19 protein-coding genes are annotated in these 16,734 nt (G+C 55.3%); 1 reads left to right on the plus strand and 18 read right to left on the minus strand.

Annotation, left to right across the window (positions count from 1 at the left end):
* Positions 1-11 precede the first annotated feature (11 nt).
* Together dapB and KHA84_RS08795 are read right to left on the minus strand one after the other, a co-directional pair.
* On the minus strand, positions 12-779 hold the full coding sequence (gene dapB / locus KHA84_RS08790; RefSeq protein ID WP_213423161.1) for a 4-hydroxy-tetrahydrodipicolinate reductase: 768 nt from the start codon (positions 777-779) through the stop codon (positions 12-14).
* On the minus strand, positions 776-1,111 hold the full coding sequence (locus KHA84_RS08795; protein WP_213423162.1) for a nucleotide pyrophosphohydrolase: 336 nt from the start codon (positions 1,109-1,111) through the stop codon (positions 776-778). Before KHA84_RS08795 ends, dapB begins: the two co-directional genes overlap by 4 nt.
* Before the next feature lie 109 nt (positions 1,112-1,220).
* Between KHA84_RS08795 and KHA84_RS08800 the strand changes: the two genes are divergently transcribed.
* Complete coding sequence (locus tag KHA84_RS08800) at positions 1,221-2,090, plus strand: YitT family protein (RefSeq protein ID WP_213423163.1); 870 nt, start codon at positions 1,221-1,223, stop codon at positions 2,088-2,090.
* A gap of 86 nt (positions 2,091-2,176) precedes the next feature.
* Here the strand turns inward: KHA84_RS08800 and KHA84_RS08805 are convergent, their stop codons facing one another.
* The 16 genes from KHA84_RS08805 to KHA84_RS08880 form a co-directional block, all read right to left on the minus strand.
* Positions 2,177-2,845 carry a zinc metallopeptidase gene (locus KHA84_RS08805; RefSeq protein WP_008296970.1) on the minus strand — a complete coding sequence of 223 codons (669 nt, stop codon included), beginning with the start codon at positions 2,843-2,845 and terminating at the stop codon, positions 2,177-2,179.
* A gap of 27 nt (positions 2,846-2,872) precedes the next feature.
* Positions 2,873-3,493, minus strand: coding sequence for a lipoprotein heptaprenylglyceryl N-acetyltransferase LhaT (gene lhaT / locus KHA84_RS08810; RefSeq protein WP_213423164.1), 621 nt, complete (start codon positions 3,491-3,493; stop codon positions 2,873-2,875).
* A 54-nt stretch (positions 3,494-3,547) separates the two neighbouring features.
* The gene (locus KHA84_RS08815) at positions 3,548-4,330 is read right to left on the minus strand and encodes a menaquinol-cytochrome c reductase cytochrome b/c subunit (RefSeq protein WP_213423165.1); all 783 of its coding nucleotides are present in this window, start codon (positions 4,328-4,330) and stop codon (positions 3,548-3,550) included.
* A gap of 41 nt (positions 4,331-4,371) precedes the next feature.
* Positions 4,372-5,046: a menaquinol-cytochrome c reductase cytochrome b subunit gene (gene qcrB / locus KHA84_RS08820; protein WP_213423166.1), complete on the minus strand. Its 675-nt coding sequence runs from the start codon at positions 5,044-5,046 to the stop codon at positions 4,372-4,374.
* Positions 5,047-5,069: 23 nt separating this feature from the next.
* Positions 5,070-5,573, minus strand: coding sequence for a QcrA and Rieske domain-containing protein (locus KHA84_RS08825; protein ID WP_213423167.1), 504 nt, complete (start codon positions 5,571-5,573; stop codon positions 5,070-5,072).
* A 150-nt stretch (positions 5,574-5,723) separates the two neighbouring features.
* Entirely contained in the window at positions 5,724-6,170 is a 447-nt protein-coding gene (locus tag KHA84_RS08830; protein WP_213423168.1) for a YpiF family protein, read from the minus strand.
* Positions 6,171-6,265: 95 nt separating this feature from the next.
* Entirely contained in the window at positions 6,266-6,820 is a 555-nt protein-coding gene (locus tag KHA84_RS08835; protein ID WP_213423169.1) for a ReoY family proteolytic degradation factor, read from the minus strand.
* Between the two features lie 18 nt (positions 6,821-6,838).
* Positions 6,839-8,092, minus strand: a complete 1,254-nt coding sequence (locus tag KHA84_RS08840) for a tetratricopeptide repeat protein (protein WP_213423170.1) — start codon at positions 8,090-8,092, stop codon at positions 6,839-6,841.
* A 544-nt stretch (positions 8,093-8,636) separates the two neighbouring features.
* On the minus strand, positions 8,637-9,929 hold the full coding sequence (gene aroA / locus KHA84_RS08845) for a 3-phosphoshikimate 1-carboxyvinyltransferase (RefSeq protein WP_213423171.1): 1,293 nt from the start codon (positions 9,927-9,929) through the stop codon (positions 8,637-8,639).
* 18 nt (positions 9,930-9,947) lie between these two features.
* Positions 9,948-11,054, minus strand: a complete 1,107-nt coding sequence (locus KHA84_RS08850; RefSeq protein WP_213423172.1) for a prephenate dehydrogenase — start codon at positions 11,052-11,054, stop codon at positions 9,948-9,950.
* 23 nt (positions 11,055-11,077) lie between these two features.
* Positions 11,078-12,181, minus strand: coding sequence for a histidinol-phosphate transaminase (gene hisC / locus KHA84_RS08855; protein WP_213423173.1), 1,104 nt, complete (start codon positions 12,179-12,181; stop codon positions 11,078-11,080).
* Positions 12,178-12,567, minus strand: a complete 390-nt coding sequence (aroH, locus tag KHA84_RS08860) for a chorismate mutase (protein ID WP_213423372.1) — start codon at positions 12,565-12,567, stop codon at positions 12,178-12,180. Before aroH ends, hisC begins: the two co-directional genes overlap by 4 nt.
* Positions 12,567-13,658: a 3-dehydroquinate synthase gene (gene aroB, locus KHA84_RS08865; protein ID WP_213423174.1), complete on the minus strand. Its 1,092-nt coding sequence runs from the start codon at positions 13,656-13,658 to the stop codon at positions 12,567-12,569. Before aroB ends, aroH begins: the two co-directional genes overlap by 1 nt.
* Before the next feature lie 2 nt (positions 13,659-13,660).
* Entirely contained in the window at positions 13,661-14,842 is a 1,182-nt protein-coding gene (aroC, locus tag KHA84_RS08870; RefSeq protein WP_213423175.1) for a chorismate synthase, read from the minus strand.
* 339 nt (positions 14,843-15,181) lie between these two features.
* Positions 15,182-15,628 carry a nucleoside-diphosphate kinase gene (ndk, locus tag KHA84_RS08875; RefSeq protein WP_092095142.1) on the minus strand — a complete coding sequence of 149 codons (447 nt, stop codon included), beginning with the start codon at positions 15,626-15,628 and terminating at the stop codon, positions 15,182-15,184.
* A gap of 102 nt (positions 15,629-15,730) precedes the next feature.
* Entirely contained in the window at positions 15,731-16,705 is a 975-nt protein-coding gene (locus KHA84_RS08880) for a polyprenyl synthetase family protein (RefSeq protein ID WP_213423176.1), read from the minus strand.
* Positions 16,706-16,734 lie beyond the last annotated feature (29 nt).

Genomic DNA, 16,734 nt, shown 5'->3' on the forward strand with positions numbered 1-16,734 from the left:
GACCCCTCCTGTTATCCGATAATCTTATCCAGCCCGTCTATGAGACAATCTCTGTTCATGACTTCTTTTACGGCAAGCACCATTCCTGACATGTAAGACTGCCTGCTGAATGAATCGTGCCGGAGAGTGAGCAGCTGCCCCTCGCCGCCGAACAGCACTTCCTGATGGGAAAGCAGACCTGGCAGCCGGACGCTGTGGACCGGTATTCCGGAAACGTCCGTGCCCCGGCCATCACTATTTTCTCCTTCTCCACCATCTCCGCCCGCTTCCGCCATCATTCTGGCGGTCAGAGCTGCCGTGCCCGACGGGTAGTCTTTCTTGCCGTCATGATGAAGCTCGATGATTTCCGCATCAGGCATATATTTGACCGCCATCGCGGCAAACTTCATGAGGAGGGCGGCGCCGACCGAGAAATTGGGGGCAAGGATGCAGCCGACTCCGTGCTTCCCGGAAAGTTCGGCAAGTTTCCCGATCTGCTCCTCCGTCAGCCCGCTGGTCCCGACTACCGGGCGGATCCCGTGCAGGATGGCATCACGCGTATTCGGGTAAACGGATTCATGGTTGGTCAATTCGACCAGCACATCCGGTTTCGCTTCTTCTGCAAGCGTCAGGATATCCGTATAGATCGGTACGGACCCTGCCAGCGTATTCGCTCTTTCCGCCATTTTCCTGTCCAGAACACCGACCAGCAAAAATTCCCTTCCAGTGATCATCGTCTCGACCGCGAGTGCGCCCATGCGCCCGCGGGGACCTGCTACTGCAACACGGATCATCGTCATTCCTCCCCAATTTTGGTCCACCGTCCGCTGTCACGGCGGTTGAACTTTTCCATGACTCCGGCCAGCGCCCGGTCAAGGTCGATTCCGTTCGCATTGGCAAAACAAACGAGGACGAAGAACAGATCACCCGTCTCCTCCTCGAGAGATTTCTCCGCTTCCCCGGTTTTTTTCTTTTTCGTGCCGTACACATGCTGCACTTCCCTCGACAGTTCACCCAGCTCTTCCGTCAGCCTGGCAAGCATCTCCATAGGCGGGAAATACCCCTCCTTAAACTGGGATATGTAACGGTCCACTTCTTGTTGCATGTCCATCATTGTGCGAGGTTCACTCATTTCGATCACTCCTTCGTCAATCGTATATAAACCTCTGCTCTATTGTCAAAACTAATTGAATACAGGATACTTGATTTGGGGTTCAGTCTTGTTCGGAGGGGTGATGCATTTGTTCCGGGGAATAAAAATTAAAAACCTGATCATGATCTTGTTGGGTGCGGCCATTTTCAGCTTTGGCCTTGTCCATTTCAATATCCAGCATGAGCTTGCGGAAGGCGGCTTTACCGGCCTGACACTGATCCTGCTGTTCGTCTTTGATCTGGATCCGGCGATCATGAACCTGATCCTTAACGTGCCGATGTTCTTTATCGGATGGAAACTGCTCGGCCGGAAAACGTTCGTCTATACGGTTGTCGGGACGGTTGCCGTGTCGGTCTTTCTCCGGCTCTTCACGACGTATCAATATAGCGTCCACATGGAAGACGACCTCCTGCTCGTTTCCCTGTTTGCCGGGGTCTTTATCGGCATCGGGCTGGGGATCATCTTCCGTTTCGGCGGAACGACCGGAGGCGTCGATATCATCGCCCGGCTGGCGAACAAGTACTATGGATGGAGCATGGGCCGCACCATGTTCATATTCGATGCGGGTGTCATCCTGCTGTCCTGGGCGACCTATCTGACGATGCCGAAAATGATGTACACGCTGGTCGCGGTCTATGTTGGCGCCAGGGTCATCGACTTCGTGCAGGAAGGCGCATATTCGGGACGCGGCGCCTGGATCATCTCCGAATGGCAGGATGAGATCGCGGACAAAATTACGCTGGAGATGGACCGGGGCGTCACCGTGTTGAGGGGCCGCGGCCACTATACGAAGCAGGAACGTGAAGTGCTGTATTGCGTGGTCGGCAAAAACGAGATCGTCAGGCTCAAGAATATCATTAACAGCGTAGATCCGTCTGCATTTGTCTCCGTCACCGATGTACATGACGTCATGGGCGAAGGCTTTACGCTCGATGAGGAAAAAAAGCCGCTGGACTGAAGCCCGGCAGCAAACTGCATCAAAATGAAGACAGACGCAAACACCCCGGCGTTCCTTTTACGGAATGCCGGGGTGTTTTGCATGCGTTATTCGCGGTTCTGGAAAATCAGAACAAGTCGGAGGAGTTCAAGGACGGCGACAGCTGCGGCTGCCACATAAGTAAGTGCGGCTGCGCTGAGCACCTTCTTGGCATGGGGCTCCTCTTCGTTCCGGATAATACCCAGTTCGACAATCTGGTTCATCGCACGGCTCGATGCGTTGAACTCGACCGGCAGCGTCACGAGCTGGAACAGGACACCGACTGCCATGAGCACGATTCCGATTCCAAGCAGATTGTTCATGCTGGAGAAGAACAGGCCGGCCATGATGAAGATCCAGGACGCGTTCGAAGTGATGTTCGCAACCGGTGCCAGCCGGTGGCGGAAGCGCAGGAACGCGTAATCCTGGGCATCCTGAATTGCGTGGCCGACTTCGTGGGCCGCGACCGCAGTACCCGCGACAGACGCGTTGTGGTAGTTGTCCGAAGAAAGCGCGACCGTCTTGGTCAGCGGGTTGTAGTGATCGGACAGGACACCCTGTGTTTCGACGACTTTGACATTATCAAGGCCATTGCGATCAAGGATCATCCGTGCCACTTCCGCACCGGTCATGCCGGATGTGGAGCGGACGCGGGCATACTTGTTGTACGTGTTTTTAACTTTGAACTGCGAATAGAGGGGCAGTGCAATGATGATGATCAGATAGATCAGGAACATTCGTCTTCCTCCCTTTTGTCTCTCTCATTATTTTACCGGCTCAGGTGCTTTTGCCGCAACTGATACGTTCCGGCGGTGCCAGGCATAGACTGCCAGGGCAATGCAGGCGATTGACAGCCAGAAGGTGAAGTAGCCGATGATGCGGATATGCTCCATGATCCGTCCGTAGACCGGCATCTGCCCAAAAACATAGTCGATGACATCATTATGGAGTGTCCAGACAGCAGCTAGGGTAATATGCCAGATACCAAACGCATACTTCGGCAAGTAAAGAACTGCCTGTACAGCCATCAGAAAGTGTGATGCGACAAGCATCCAGCCGGTGAAGCCGATCGTACCGACCTCGACCAGCGTCCAGATATTCATGACGACAGCCCACAATCCATATTTGACAAGCGTAATCAGTGCCAGCGCCTCAATCAGCTTCCAGTGCCTCCCCCAGATCCAGGCGGCGATGGCCAGAGTGAAAAACAGGCTGGCTGTCGGGCTGTCCGGTACAAACAGGAGGAAGATCGGTCGGGTCACCCTCAGCTGGGACTCATACCAGATATACCCGTAAATCGTACCGCCAAGATTGATGAAGAATAACAGTATCAGGAAACGCCGGTCTTCCAGGACCGCGCGGATGTATGGGATCACGGATTGCATGGCTTACCTCCGGGTAAGAAAAAAGAGCCAGTTCCCTGGCTCTTTCTTTCGGAATTATTGTTGGGTAACAGTCGAGAGGAACTCAGCGAGCTGCTGAAGCTCTTCTTCACTGCCTGCGAATGCGTCAGCCGGCATAGTCTGCTCGCCGTCTTTGACAACGCCGTTCACGGCGATGTCCGCAATTTCTTCAGGAGTGTGGCCTGTACCTGTGAGCGGAACCCCTGCTGGAGTCCCCTCGAAGTTCTCGCCGTGGCAAGTCACACACGATTGGCCCATGTAGACTTCATAGCCCGGATCGGATGTGTCGAACTCAGCTTCCTCGACGATTTCACCCTGTGCTTTAGCAGCATCCCAGTCATGGTTGACGACGGATTCCCATGTAAGGTAAATCATCGCAAACAGTGCGAGAAGCATGAAAGCGGTAGGCAGCGGGCGCTTGAACGGACGGCGCTCTTTGGACGTGTCCATGAATGGTACGAGCAGAAGCGCGCCGATTGCGAGGCCCGGAATAATGATGGCACCGATAACGTTGTACGGTCCGGAAGCAAATTCATATTTCAGAAGCTGGTACATCTGGAGGAAGTACCAGTCAGGCAGCGGGATGTACCCGGTGTCTGTTGGGTCGGCCTGCCGCTCAAGCGGCGACGGGTGCGCGACCGTAAGAATCAGGTATCCGACAAGGAAGATGGCACCGATGATCCATTCTTTCAGAAGGAAGTTCGGCCAGAAAGCCTCCGTCTTGCCAGGATACTCTGAGTAGTCTTTAGGGATCCGGTTCTTCTCATAAGAACGGATACGGGAATCCCCGACAAATTTCATCCCTTTACCGCGATGCATAGTGTCCCCTCCTCTATAAGGATCTTAGTGTCCGCCAATTTTTACAGCGGACCGGAAATACCTTGTCTCCGGATCATGATAAAGTGCGCTGCGAGCAGTCCGAGCAGGGCAGCCGGCAGGAAGAAGACATGAATCGCGAAGAAGCGTGTCAGTGTCTGCGCACCAAGGATTGTGGAGTCCCCGGCAAGGAGGACCTTGATCCATTCCCCGATGAACGGTACGGAAGCGGCAATCTCGATGCCGACTTTCGTTGCGAACAGGGCTTTCATGTCCCAAGGGAGAAGGTAGCCCGTAAAGCCAAGGCCGAGCATGACGATAAAGATCATGACACCGACCATCCAGTTCAGCTCACGCGGCTTCTTGTAGGAGCCTGTGAAGAATACCCGAAGAGTGTGGAGGAACATCATGACAATGACAAGAGAGGCTCCCCAGTGGTGCATACCGCGCACAATCTCACCGAATGCCACTTCGTTCTGAAGATAGTAAACGGATCTCCATGCATTTTCGATGTCCGGTGTGTAGTACATCGTGAGGAACATCCCGGACAGAATCTGGATGACCGTGACGAAGAAGGTCAGGCCCCCGAAGCAATAAATGAATGCAGAAAAGTGATGCGCAGGGTTTACGTGCTCAGGTACTTCATGGTCGGCGATATCGCGCCAGATCGGCGTGATGTCCAACCGCTCGTCCACCCAATCGTAGATCTTGTTCAGCACGGTTGTCTTACCCCCTAACTAGATTAAACTAACGTATTCGGTTTTGTGGCTCCGAGATAGAGCAGGTCATCTTCGACTTTTACATCAAACTCATCCAGCGGGCCGATCGGCGGCGTCCCCGGGACGTTTTGGCCGTTCTTCTCGTAGCGGCCGGCGTGGCATGGGCAGAAGAACTGATTCGGGTGTGCCGAATCCCCTGCCCAGTTGACGGTGCAGCCAAGGTGCTTACACACAGGCGAAAGCGCGACGACCTTGTCGCCCTCCCTGTAAACCCATGCGGTTCCGGTTACTTCGGACTCGTACCAGCCGTCAACCTGATCGTACGTGAAGTCAACGCGGACAGGCTCTTCTGTCAGCTCGCTCACCTTTTGGCTTGTCGGAATGTAATCTCCCGCAGCGCCGGCTTCGAGGACAGGGTCCACTGCGAAACGGATCATCGGCATGAGCATTCCGGAAGCCATGAATCCGCCGACGCCCATCAATGTGTAGTTCAGGAATTGGCGCCGTGAAACTCGAGTATTGCTCATCATGTTCCCCCCTCTTACTAAAGGTTCAGTCCATCGGACAAACTTTTACTGAATAGCTTAGCTAGGACATATCTATGATAGCCCAATCAAAATCGAAATTCAACAAAGCATTTGGCGGTACATGGAGATTGTGAACTTTTTTTGTCGACTTTATTCGCTTGTCCATCTTGCGGTGAGAACAGGGATGATCTGCCGCACCTGATCTTCCAGTACGGACTGCTTCAGTTTCTTGTCCATGCTCTCAAGCGGAATGGACGGAATCCAGATCGCATCTCCGATGATGCCTTCCCTGGACCAGGACGGATCTGTCGTCAGGTAGAATACATGCTTGAACGGCATGTCCGAGATTGAGGCTTCCCATTCAGCGGCCAGACGGCCCTTGTCGTTGCTGTCCGTGTAGCTGAACGGCGGAAACAGGACGATGCGTCCCTTGAACTGCCGCTCGATAAACGCGGAAAGATTCATGAGAAACTCCGCCGATGAAGCACTTTGCTTCATCGCGCCTCCGCTTCCGATATGGACGAGTGGAATGAGGGCGGTATCGATATATTCCTGCTGCTGCATATAAAGGTCAAGGTCATTCGCTGTCCAGTTCATAGAAAAAACGCCTCCTAAAAGCTTCCATACCAACAACTCTTGCCTTCTTACTTTACCACAAGCAAAAGAAAAAGACTTCATCCGGGCAGATGAAGTCACTTGGAGCCGATCTCCTTGAGTGATTGCAGCGTTTTGGAGAGGGCGAAAAATTTATCTTTGTCGTTTTGGTCAAGGGCTTCGTCAATCTGTCGGAGAAGCTGCTCCTCCCGGAAGGCAAGGACACTTTCCTCGAGAAGCTGTTCAGCCTCACGGCGATCTTTGTCACTGATCTTGATGTATTCCGGTACGTACGGATTGTCCTCCAGCACGGCTGCATACTCAGGACAAGCATGCCGGTTCGGGAAGTTAAGCTGAAGGTACATGTTCTCTTCCGGATGGAGCCTTAAGTCGTGGAACGACTTTTCCGCGTCCGCAGTCATCAGATTCCCTTTGTAAAAACGGAATGGGATGCCGTCCGAGTCGGTTGTGGACATGACCATCGCCCTCGGACAGTAGTGCGCCTCATCGACGAAACGCACATGATTAAGCAGCTGATCGTGGCTCAGGAGATAATTCAGGATCCAAACGCACTCCCGCCGTTTCAAATGGTAGGTTTTCAGAAACCACCTGACAAACTCCTTTTTCTCGGCGACCGGGACTGACGCTGTCACACCATCCCCTCCTTTCCCTTACATTTCCGTCTCCAGGAATGAAGACCATCTCGGATCGTCCGGCATGAGGACGGCGAGTTGCTTTATCAATTCGATGGCCTCTTCCCGTTTTCCTTCATCCAGCAGGAAAAGGGCAAATTTCTCAAGGAACTGCGGGTCTTCCCTGAAATCATTATATGCAAGCCGGTAAAATTCATATGCCTCTTTGTATTGTTCTTCACGCTCATGGGCAGCTGCCGCAAACGGATAAAGGGCCGGCCAGTCCCGCCCTTCCTCCCGGAGCTCCCCGGCCATCGCAATAATGTCTTCATTCCGCTCCTGATGATCGTACAGCGACATGAGCGCATGGAGTGCGTCCATATACTCGGGGTCGAGCGCGATTGCCTCTTTGAAGTGGCTTTCGGCCTCTTCAGGACGGCCGGTTTTGAGCGCAAGCTTCCCGGCCGACAGATAAAGCTCCTTGTCGTACTTGTCCCGGGCAAGCCCTTCCTGAAGCGTCGCGTAGGCGGCTTCGTCCTCCCCTTCCATCATCTGTGCCTGGGCAAGCAGGGCATAGGCGGAAAAGTAGTCGGGGTCCATCGTTTTCAGCTCCACGAGTGTCTGGATGGCCACTCCGTACTGCTTGCTCTGATAAGCGGCGTATGCGTAGCCGAACAGAATATCGGGCGACCTCGCATCTTCCAGCGATTGCGCATAGTATGGCAGGGCTTCCTCAAATGCAGCTCCTGCTGCATAGGCTTCCGCGATCCGGTCGGAAAGCCGGACACCCGCCATTTCCTCCGTAGCCTGGCGGACCTCCTTGTAGAGCCTTGCCGCTTCCGCGTAGCGCCCGCCGTCAAGCAGCAGCTCGGCTTTCGCGAACTTCACTGCAGGCTCGTCGGGAAGGACCGTCTCGGCCTCTTCCACTTTCCTCAATGCGGCTTCGGCCATGCCGGCCATCTGGTAGTAGTCTGCGAGAACGAGAAGCGCCTGCGGATATTCTTCATCCTGCGGCCCAACCGCCGTCAGCAATAGGAGTGCGTCGTCTTCCTCACCGAGTTCGATGAGCACTTGTGCCCGGTCTATTTTCAGCTGCGCCTCTTCCGGCATCAGCGAAATCATGTCTTCATAGAGCGTGTCCGCTTCCTGGAGGAACCCATACTCGGCAAGCAGTCCGGCTGCCATATAACGTGTCTCCATGTCAGGAGATGCTCCGATCTCAAGTATGAGCGATTCCGCTTTCTTGAATTCGCCCTCCAAAATATGTTGTTGAAGCTGTTCAATTGTCTCCATCAGTATTCACCCGTCCCCGCCTTTTTCATACTTCAATGCTACTGGATGCACGGCTTCCTTCACAAGAAAAAAGCCCCTCCAATGACGGACTTAAATAAAAACAAGGCAGGCTCCAGGCCCTCGCTTACCAAAACTGCGTTTTGGTCGCAGTAAGGGCTTTGCTTACCAAAACTTTGTTTTGGTCGCAGTAAGGGCGTTGCTTCTCAACGCTAACGCATTTGAGCACAGACGCCGTTTTCCTGACGGCGTCTGCTAGTCCGCGGGCGTTGCCTCTCGGGCATTCGATTCATTCAGCAAACATCCATGCAGAAGCGCAGTGTAAGGTCATTTTCCGGCAAAGAGTCAATGTCGAAAAGCAAGATCTTCTTCTGTAAGTATCAGCGTACGAAGTACTTCATGACCCATGCGGGCTTAGGCTAACACCACTCTCGCGGGACAGAAAAGCCTCCCCGATTTCGCTTCGCATGAAGGAGATGCGCAGCATTTTCCGGGGAGTCTCGGGCTTTTCGCTTCGAACAGCCATATATTGGCAGCCTCCGGGAACTTAGTTTCCGCGGAGGTTATTCAGGTGTTCGAAGAATTCCGGGTACGAGATCGCAATGCATCCGGGGCCCTGGAGTTCCACGGGGCCGTCCGCGACAAGTGCCGCTACCGCGGCCATCATGCCAATGCGGTGGTCCCCCCTTGAGTCCAGGACAGCACCTGACAGTTTCGTCGGGCCGTTGATGATCATTCCGTCGTCTGTCGGGGTGATGTCTGCGCCGAGCTTGCCCAGTTCCTCCGCGACGGCCGCGATGCGGTCCGTCTCCTTGACCCGGAGCTCGGCAGCATCCCGTATCACGGTCGTGCCTTCAGCCTGGGTGGCCAGCAGGGCGATGACGGGGATTTCGTCGATCAGGCGCGGGATCAGGTCACCGCCGATCTCGGTCGCTTTTAACGAAGACGAGCGGATGGTGACGGTTCCCCGCAGCTCTGAATCATCCGAGTCGGACATATCCACCTCGAAATCGGCCCCCATCGCTTCAAGGACGTCAATCATGCCTGTACGCGTGGGATTCAAGCCGACGTTCCCGAGCACCACTTCACTGTCCGGCACAATCGCTGCCGCCGCGAGGAAGAAGGCTGCCGATGAGATGTCGCCGGGCACGTCCACATGGACCGGAACGAGCTTCTGTCCGCCCTGCAGTGTGATGATGCCCTCCTCCGTCTGAACCTGCATCCCGAAGTTGCGCATCATCCTCTCCGTATGGTCACGGGATACTTCTTTCTCGCGGATGACCGAGGTGCCCTCCGCATGCATTGCGGCAAACAATATGGCCGACTTCACCTGGGCACTTGCGACAGGCATATCATAGTCGATCGGGCTGAGCGGGCCGCCGAGGACAGAAATCGGCGTAAACTGTGCCCCCTCGCGTCCTCGGATATCCGCCCCCATCTGCCGGAGCGGGCCCGTCACCCTTTTCATCGGCCGGCGGGCAATCGACTCATCGCCCGCAATGACCGAATGGACGCGCGACCCGGCCAGGATGCCGAGCATCAGCCGTGTCGTCGTTCCTGAGTTTCCGGTGTAAAGAATATCCGCGGGCTCCTGCCATCCGTCAAGGCCCGGACTGTCGATCAGCAGTTCCGTTCCATTGCGGCTAATGTCCGCTCCAAGCAGACGGAAACATTCGATTGTGCGCAGGCAGTCCTCGCCCGGCAGGAAACCGGAAACCGTCGTGCGCCCCTTTGCCATTCCGCCGAACATGACCGCCCGGTGCGAGATGGACTTGTCTCCCGGTACGGCGATTGTTCCTCGGAGCGGTGCCTGCGGGAAATTCAATGTCATCTTATCCATTTGTTTCCCTCCTGCCCGTTAGGTAATGTATATATCGTAATTTGTCCGGTCGCTCAGCAATATGCGGCCCTTTTCCCTGTCTTCCGTCGTCTGGAAGCTGACGACCATGATTCCGAAGACGTCTGCTCGGGATTCGACGATCCGCACGTTTGTGATCGAGATGCCCGCTTCTGCCAGGTAGCCGGCGATTTCGGAAATCGCCCCCGGGCTGTCCGGGATGTTGACGTTGAGGTCGAATGTCGTATACAGCGCGCCCTGCGATTTGGCCGGCAGTTGATCCCGGCAGGCTTTCGCTCCGCCGTAAAAGTCATGGATCGATTCGGCGTCGCCCGCCTCGATCATATCGCGGACAAGGTTCATCTCTTCCATCCACAAGTCGATCTGGCCGATCAGCTCATCCCTGTTCTGCAGCGTGATGTCGCGCCACATAACCGGATCGGAAGAAGCGATCCGAGTAATGTCGCGGAACCCGCCTGCAGCCAGTTCACGCGTAAACGGCATATCTTCCGTCTCCTGTTCGAGCCGGCGGACAAGGGAGGCCGCGACAACATGCGGAAAGTGGCTGACGACGGCTGTCATGGCGTCATGCTCTTCGGCGGACACGACCGCCGTCTTCGCCTTTGTCACCGACAGGAAAGCTTCCAGCTTCCTGACAGCCGGAGCATCCTCCCGGCCGGCAGGCGTCAGCAGATAATAGGCGTTTTCGAAAAGGTGCTCACGGGCCGCTCGCACGCCGCTTTTATGCGAGCCGGCCATCGGATGGCCCCCGATAAAGAAAGCACTGCCCCCTGAAAGCCGGCGGGCTTCTTCCATGATCCAAGTTTTCGTGCTTCCCGTATCTGAGAGAATGGCACCCTCTTTCAGATTCCAGCCGGCAGCAGCCTCTTTCAGCATCCGTACCGTCTCATTGACGGGCGTGGCGAAAAATATGTAGTCACAGCCTTCGGCAGCCTCTGCAGCCGATCCGGCCGCATGGTGGATCACGCCGAGCGCCTGTGCTTCACGGAGCGTTGTCGCATCGGCATCGAAGCCGGTAACTGCAACATTTCCGTGGCGCTGGATCGCCAGGGCCAGTGATCCGCCAATCAGGCCGAGGCCGATAATAGCAGCTTTTAACTCAGACAAAACCCAACACTCCCATCAACTGCTTACGCTTCGGTCACTTTCTGTGCAAGCACTTCTTCAAGCGCGGCAAGCAAGCCCTCATTATCTTCGCGGGTCCCCACGGTAATACGCACAAAGCCCGGTGTGCCGAGCTTGTCACCGCTCCGCACAATATATCCGCGCTTCAGCAGCTCATCCGCTGCAGCGTCGGCGCTTCCTTTCACTTCCATGAGCACAAAGTTTGCTTCCGAACGGGGGCATGTCAGCCCATGCCTCTCCGCGAAACGGGCGTACTGTTCCTTGCCCGACTCGTTTTGCTGGCGGGTGCTTGCGATAAACGCCTCGTCGGCGAGTGCCAGGGCCGCAGCCTGCTGCCCCAGAACGTTCGTGTTGAACGGCGGGCGAACAGGATCAAGCTTTGTAATCACTTCTTCCCGGCCAATTGCATAGCCGACACGGAATGCGGCAAGTCCGTACGCCTTCGAGAACGTCCGGAGCACAAGGACATTCGGGAATTCTCCGACCAGGTCAAGCGGATCGCCGTATGCCCGGTCAGTGACAAATTCATGGTAAGCATTGTCGACGATGACAAGTACATGCTCCGGAACCTTCCGTATGAATGTTTTTAGCTCCTCGTGGGGGATGATGCCTCCGGTCGGATTGTTGGGCGTGCATAGCCACACTATTGAAGTGTTTTTGTCGATCGCTTTCAGCATGCCGGCAAGGTCATGGCTAAAATCTTCCCGAAGCGGGACTTCCCTGATTTCAGCGCCCTGGACCCGGGCGTTGTGCCGATACTGGGGAAATGACGGCCATGGCATGACCGTATTGTCGTTTTCGGACAGCAACGCACGGGAGAGAATGACGATCAGCTCATCCGACCCTCCCCCGAACAGGAGTTGACGCGGGCTGACGCCGAGCTTTGAAGACAGCGCCTCACGTAATTCCGTTGCATAGCCATCGGGATAAAGTGCGGTTTCGAGTCCCGAATCCGCGATGAATTGTTTGACTTTCCCGGAACAGCCGAACGGGTTTTCGTTTGAAGCGAGCTTGACAATTCGCTGCAGTCCGAATTCTTTCTGGACCTCACCGATCGTCTTGCCCGGCTCATACGCCCGCATGCCTTCCAGTCGGGGATTCCATCTCATCTTGCTTCCTCCTTCTCGGCAGCCGCTCCGGCCAGATCCGGCCTCAGTCGGACAGCTTCATTTTTGTAGATATGCCTGATTTCCTGTTGCGTTTTTGTGGTGTTCGCATGCATCAGCAAGCGGATACAGAGCGGCAGCGAGCCGGGCACATCCATTTCGTGGGTGCACATGACCGGCACATACTCCCAGCCATCCATCGTCCTCACTGCCTTTGCCGGAAAGCCGGAGGAAATGTCTGTCGTGGTCGAGATGATCACCGAGACGATTTCTTCTGGCTCCAGTCCGTTCTGCTCCGCCATTTCTCGTGCCAGGGCGGCGGTCTCCTGCAAAATCTGCTGTTCTTCATCTGCCGTGATGCATGTCGCACCGCGGATGCCCCTTACCATCATTCCGCTTTCACCCCCGCGCGTATTCTGAACTCCCTGTCCGCAGCCTTGCAGTCCTCTTCTGTGACACGCCACACCTCCGGCGCGCCCGCTTCAGGAAGAAGGACGAAATGGAGATCGCCAAAGGAAGCCTTTTTGTCTTTTTTCATATAGCCTAATAATTCTTCGAACCGATAGTCCGCAATCTGTCTTAGCGGATAACCGTTCCTGGCGGCAAATGTCTGGAGGGCATCTGTGAGCTCCCTGCCCGCCCCCGCTTTCTGCTCGCTAAGGATCAGTGCATAGATCATTCCGATCATGACGGCCTCGCCGTGCGTGATCCCTCCGTAGCCTGAGGCGGCCTCGACTGCGTGGCCGTAAGTATGGCCAAAGTTGAGATATTTGCGGACGGACCCCTCCCGCTCATCCCGGCTGACGATATCCGCCTTTACACGGATGCCGCGGACGATGAGCCGGATCAGCTCCTCTTCGCTCAACCCGGCTAGTTCAAGTGTGTGGAGCATCTCCGGTGCATCATCCTTAGAAGAGATCAGCACATGCTTAACCGCTTCCGCCATGCCTGAGCGGACTTCACCTTGGGGCAGTGTACGGAGAAGATCCGTGTCGTACAGGACAGCAACCGGCTGATGAAAGGCGCCTGTCATATTCTTGCCGCCGGGTAGGTTGATTGCAGTCTTGCCGCCGACGGAACTGTCGTGTGCCAAGATTGTCGTCGGACATTGGATAAATCGGATTCCCCGCATGTAAGAGGCCGCCGCATAACCGGCAAGGTCGCCGCATGCGCCGCCACCGAAAGCAATCAGCACAGATTGCCTTGTGCACCCTTCTTCAAGGAGGAACTGCTGGGTGCGCCCGAACCAGTCGAGTGTCTTGCAGGACTCTCCTGCAGGCACATCCAGCCACGCCGCTCCTCTGCCATTCTCACCGAGCGCTTCGCGGAGACGGTCCCCATGAAGCGCGGCCACTTTCTCATCTGCGATGACGGCCACCCGGTCGGCACCGGAAAGGTGGCTATGAAGCCGTTGGAGTGCACCCGGTCCCACCACCACATCGTAGCTGCGGTCCTGCGTGTCTACCCTGACTGTCTCCATCATCAGAACTCCCGCGCGTAAGCGAGGAATTCCCCGATGTTCTTTTTGAGCCCTTCGATGGTGTCACTATGGAACGTCTCGGAGATGGCTTTCGCCACTTCCCATGCAACGACATGTTCTGCGACGACCGATGCCGCCGGCACCGCGCAGCTGTCGGAGCGCTCGATGCTCGCCTTGAACGGTTCTTTCGTATCGATGTCGACACTTTCGAGCGGCTTATAAAGTGTCGGGATCGGCTTCATGACGCCGCGGACCACAATCGGCATGCCGGTTGTCATGCCGCCTTCGAAACCGCCGAGATTGTTCGTGCGGCGTCGGTAGCCGGCTTCCTCTGACCATTCAATTTCATCATGGACCTCACTGCCCGGCAGCCGTGCCATTTCAAAGCCAAGGCCGAATTCGACGCCCTTGAACGCATTGATCGAAACGATCGCGCCCGCGATTTTCGAATCCAGCTTCCGGTCGTATTGAACATAACTGCCGACCCCCGGAGGGCAGCCATTAACAATGACTTCCACGACACCGCCGATCGAGTTGCCTGCCGCCTTCGCGTCATCGATCGCCTGCTTCATCTTCTCCGATGCTTCCGGATCGATGCAGTAGACATCATCCGCCGAAGCAATTTCGCGAATCTCATTGACTGTCTTGCCGTTGCGCAGGGTCATGTCGGCTTTTACTCCGCCAATTTCAGCAACATGGGCAGTCACTTCAATGCCGAGTGCCTTGAGAAAGCTCTTGGCAACGGAACCTGCTGCAACCCTCATGGTCGTTTCACGGGCGGACGAGCGCTCAAGCACATTTCGGAGATCACGGTGGCCATACTTCATGCCGCCGACAAGGTCGGCATGTCCAGGACGCGGGCGCGTCACGCGGCGCTTGATGTCATCCGGGTCCACATCCTCGGGAAGTGGCTCGATGCCCATGATCTTCGTCCAGTGCTTCCAGTCATCGTTCGTCACGGTCAGCGCAACCGGAGCACCGATCGTCTTGCCATGGCGTACACCCGCCGTGATCTCGACTGTGTCTTTCTCTATCTGCATCCGCCGGCCACGGCCGTATCCGCCCTGCCTTCTTGCAAGGTCACGGTTGACGGACTCCGCCGTCAGTTCAAGATTGGATGGCAGTCCTTCTATAATCGCGGTCAGCTGCGGACCGTGGGATTCACCCGCTGTCAAGTATCTCATTTTGCTACCCCCAGGCTCTAAATACATTTAATTTTCTTACCACTATAACACATCCCATCCGCCGAATCATTCGGATTTTTGCAGAAAAGATAAGGGTTCAACCCCTTCCCGAAAATGAAAACGCTCTCTTTTTAAATGGAGGCGGGGAGTTGATTTTCGCATGCACTTTATTTCCAAATCAGGACCTTTCATTTGCCGACGGACGTCACCTTAATGTTCAAGTTGGTTCCTAAACACTCGGGGGCGGCTTGCTCAACACTCACCGCGATTCGCTCGAGTTTTGACCGGACCGAACGATTTACGGAAATAAAAAAACCCGGCTTTCGCCGGGCGCCGAGGTCAGTTGACCCAGTTGTTGATTTGCTTTTCGTAGGAAACGAGTTCTTCCTGGTTGAAGAACAGGTTGATTTCGCGCTCCGCGCTTTCGGGAGAGTCGGAACCATGGATGATGTTTTTGCCGACTGTGACTGCGTAGTCGCCGCGTACCGTACCTGGTGCAGATTCTTTAGGGTTGGTTGCACCCATCATGAGGCGTGCCGTCGAGATGACATTTTCGCCTTCCCAGACCATTGCAAAAACAGGACCGGATGTGATGAATTCAACGAGCTCGCCGAAGAACGGGCGCTCTTTGTGTTCACCGTAGTGCTGCTCTGCCAGTTCCTGAGGGATCTGCATCAGTTTTGCACCTGCGAGCTGGAAGCCTTTCTTTTCAAAGCGGCTGACGATTTCGCCGATCAGGTTCCGCTGGACGCCATCAGGCTTGACCATGAGAAATGTTTTTTCCATTTTCTTGTACACTCCTTATGAGTTGAGGGTGTGCGGCGATGCCGCCTTCAAAATGGTACCACTGCAACGGGCGCTCTTTCAACAAAAGATGCGCCCGTGCAATCAGAATTTCCGTTTTCCGATAAACTTTGCGATCCGGATGAGCGAATCGCGGTCAGGAATGTCCGGCAGCGACTCTGCCTCACGGAGTGCTTTCTCCAGATACCGGTCGCTGATGCGCAGGGATTCTCGGATTGCTTCGGAATCCCTCATGCTGCCGAGCAATTGTGTGACTTCTTCTGTACTCAGAAGACCGTTTAAAGCATCAAGCAGCTTCGGGCGCAGTTCCGGATCCCGGAGTCCGATGATTGCAGGAAGGGTGATGTTGCCTGAAAGGAGGTCCCCTCCTGCAGGCTTGCCGAGTTGCTTCTCCGTTCCCGTAAAATCAAGAAGATCGTCCGTAATCTGGAAAGACATCCCGACATAATATCCGAACCGCTTCAGCTTCCTGACCGTCTGCAGGTCCGCCCCCGAAACGAGACCGCCCAGCTCACAGCTGGATGCGATAAGCAAAGCTGTCTTCCGCTTGATCCTGCGGAGGTAATCCCTCAGATTCTGCTCCGTCGCGTACTTGTCTTCGATCTGGATGATTTCGCCGAGACAAATTTCAATCATCGTCCGAGAGAGAACCCGATGGATTTCCGGGTCTTCCAGATCTCCAATGATTTCAAGCGACCGGCCGAGCAGAAAGTCACCGACATACATGGCTGCATGGTTCCCGTACATTGACTTGACCGTCCGTTCGCCTCGGCGCAGATCGGCATCATCAATGACATCATCATGGACGAGGGAGGCCATATGGATCAGCTCAAGCGGAACGGCAGCCTTAGCGGTTACAGCCGGATTATAATCACCGAACTTGGATGCAAGAAGCGTGAAGACCGGACGGATCCGCTTGCCGCCCGAACCGATCAGTGCCAGGCAGGCGCCTTCCAGCATGGGGGACTCCGAATGGACGGACCGGTTCAGCTCCCGCTCTATATATTCGAGATCCGGACGGAACTCTGAGTAAATGGACTTGAGTTTCAACTTCTCCAAGAGAAAAACCTTCCCCGCTTTTTGTTCTC

Origin of the sequence: Bhargavaea massiliensis, from assembly GCF_018390575.1 — a bacterium.
Classification (GTDB): domain Bacteria; phylum Bacillota; class Bacilli; order Bacillales_A; family Planococcaceae; genus Bhargavaea; species Bhargavaea massiliensis.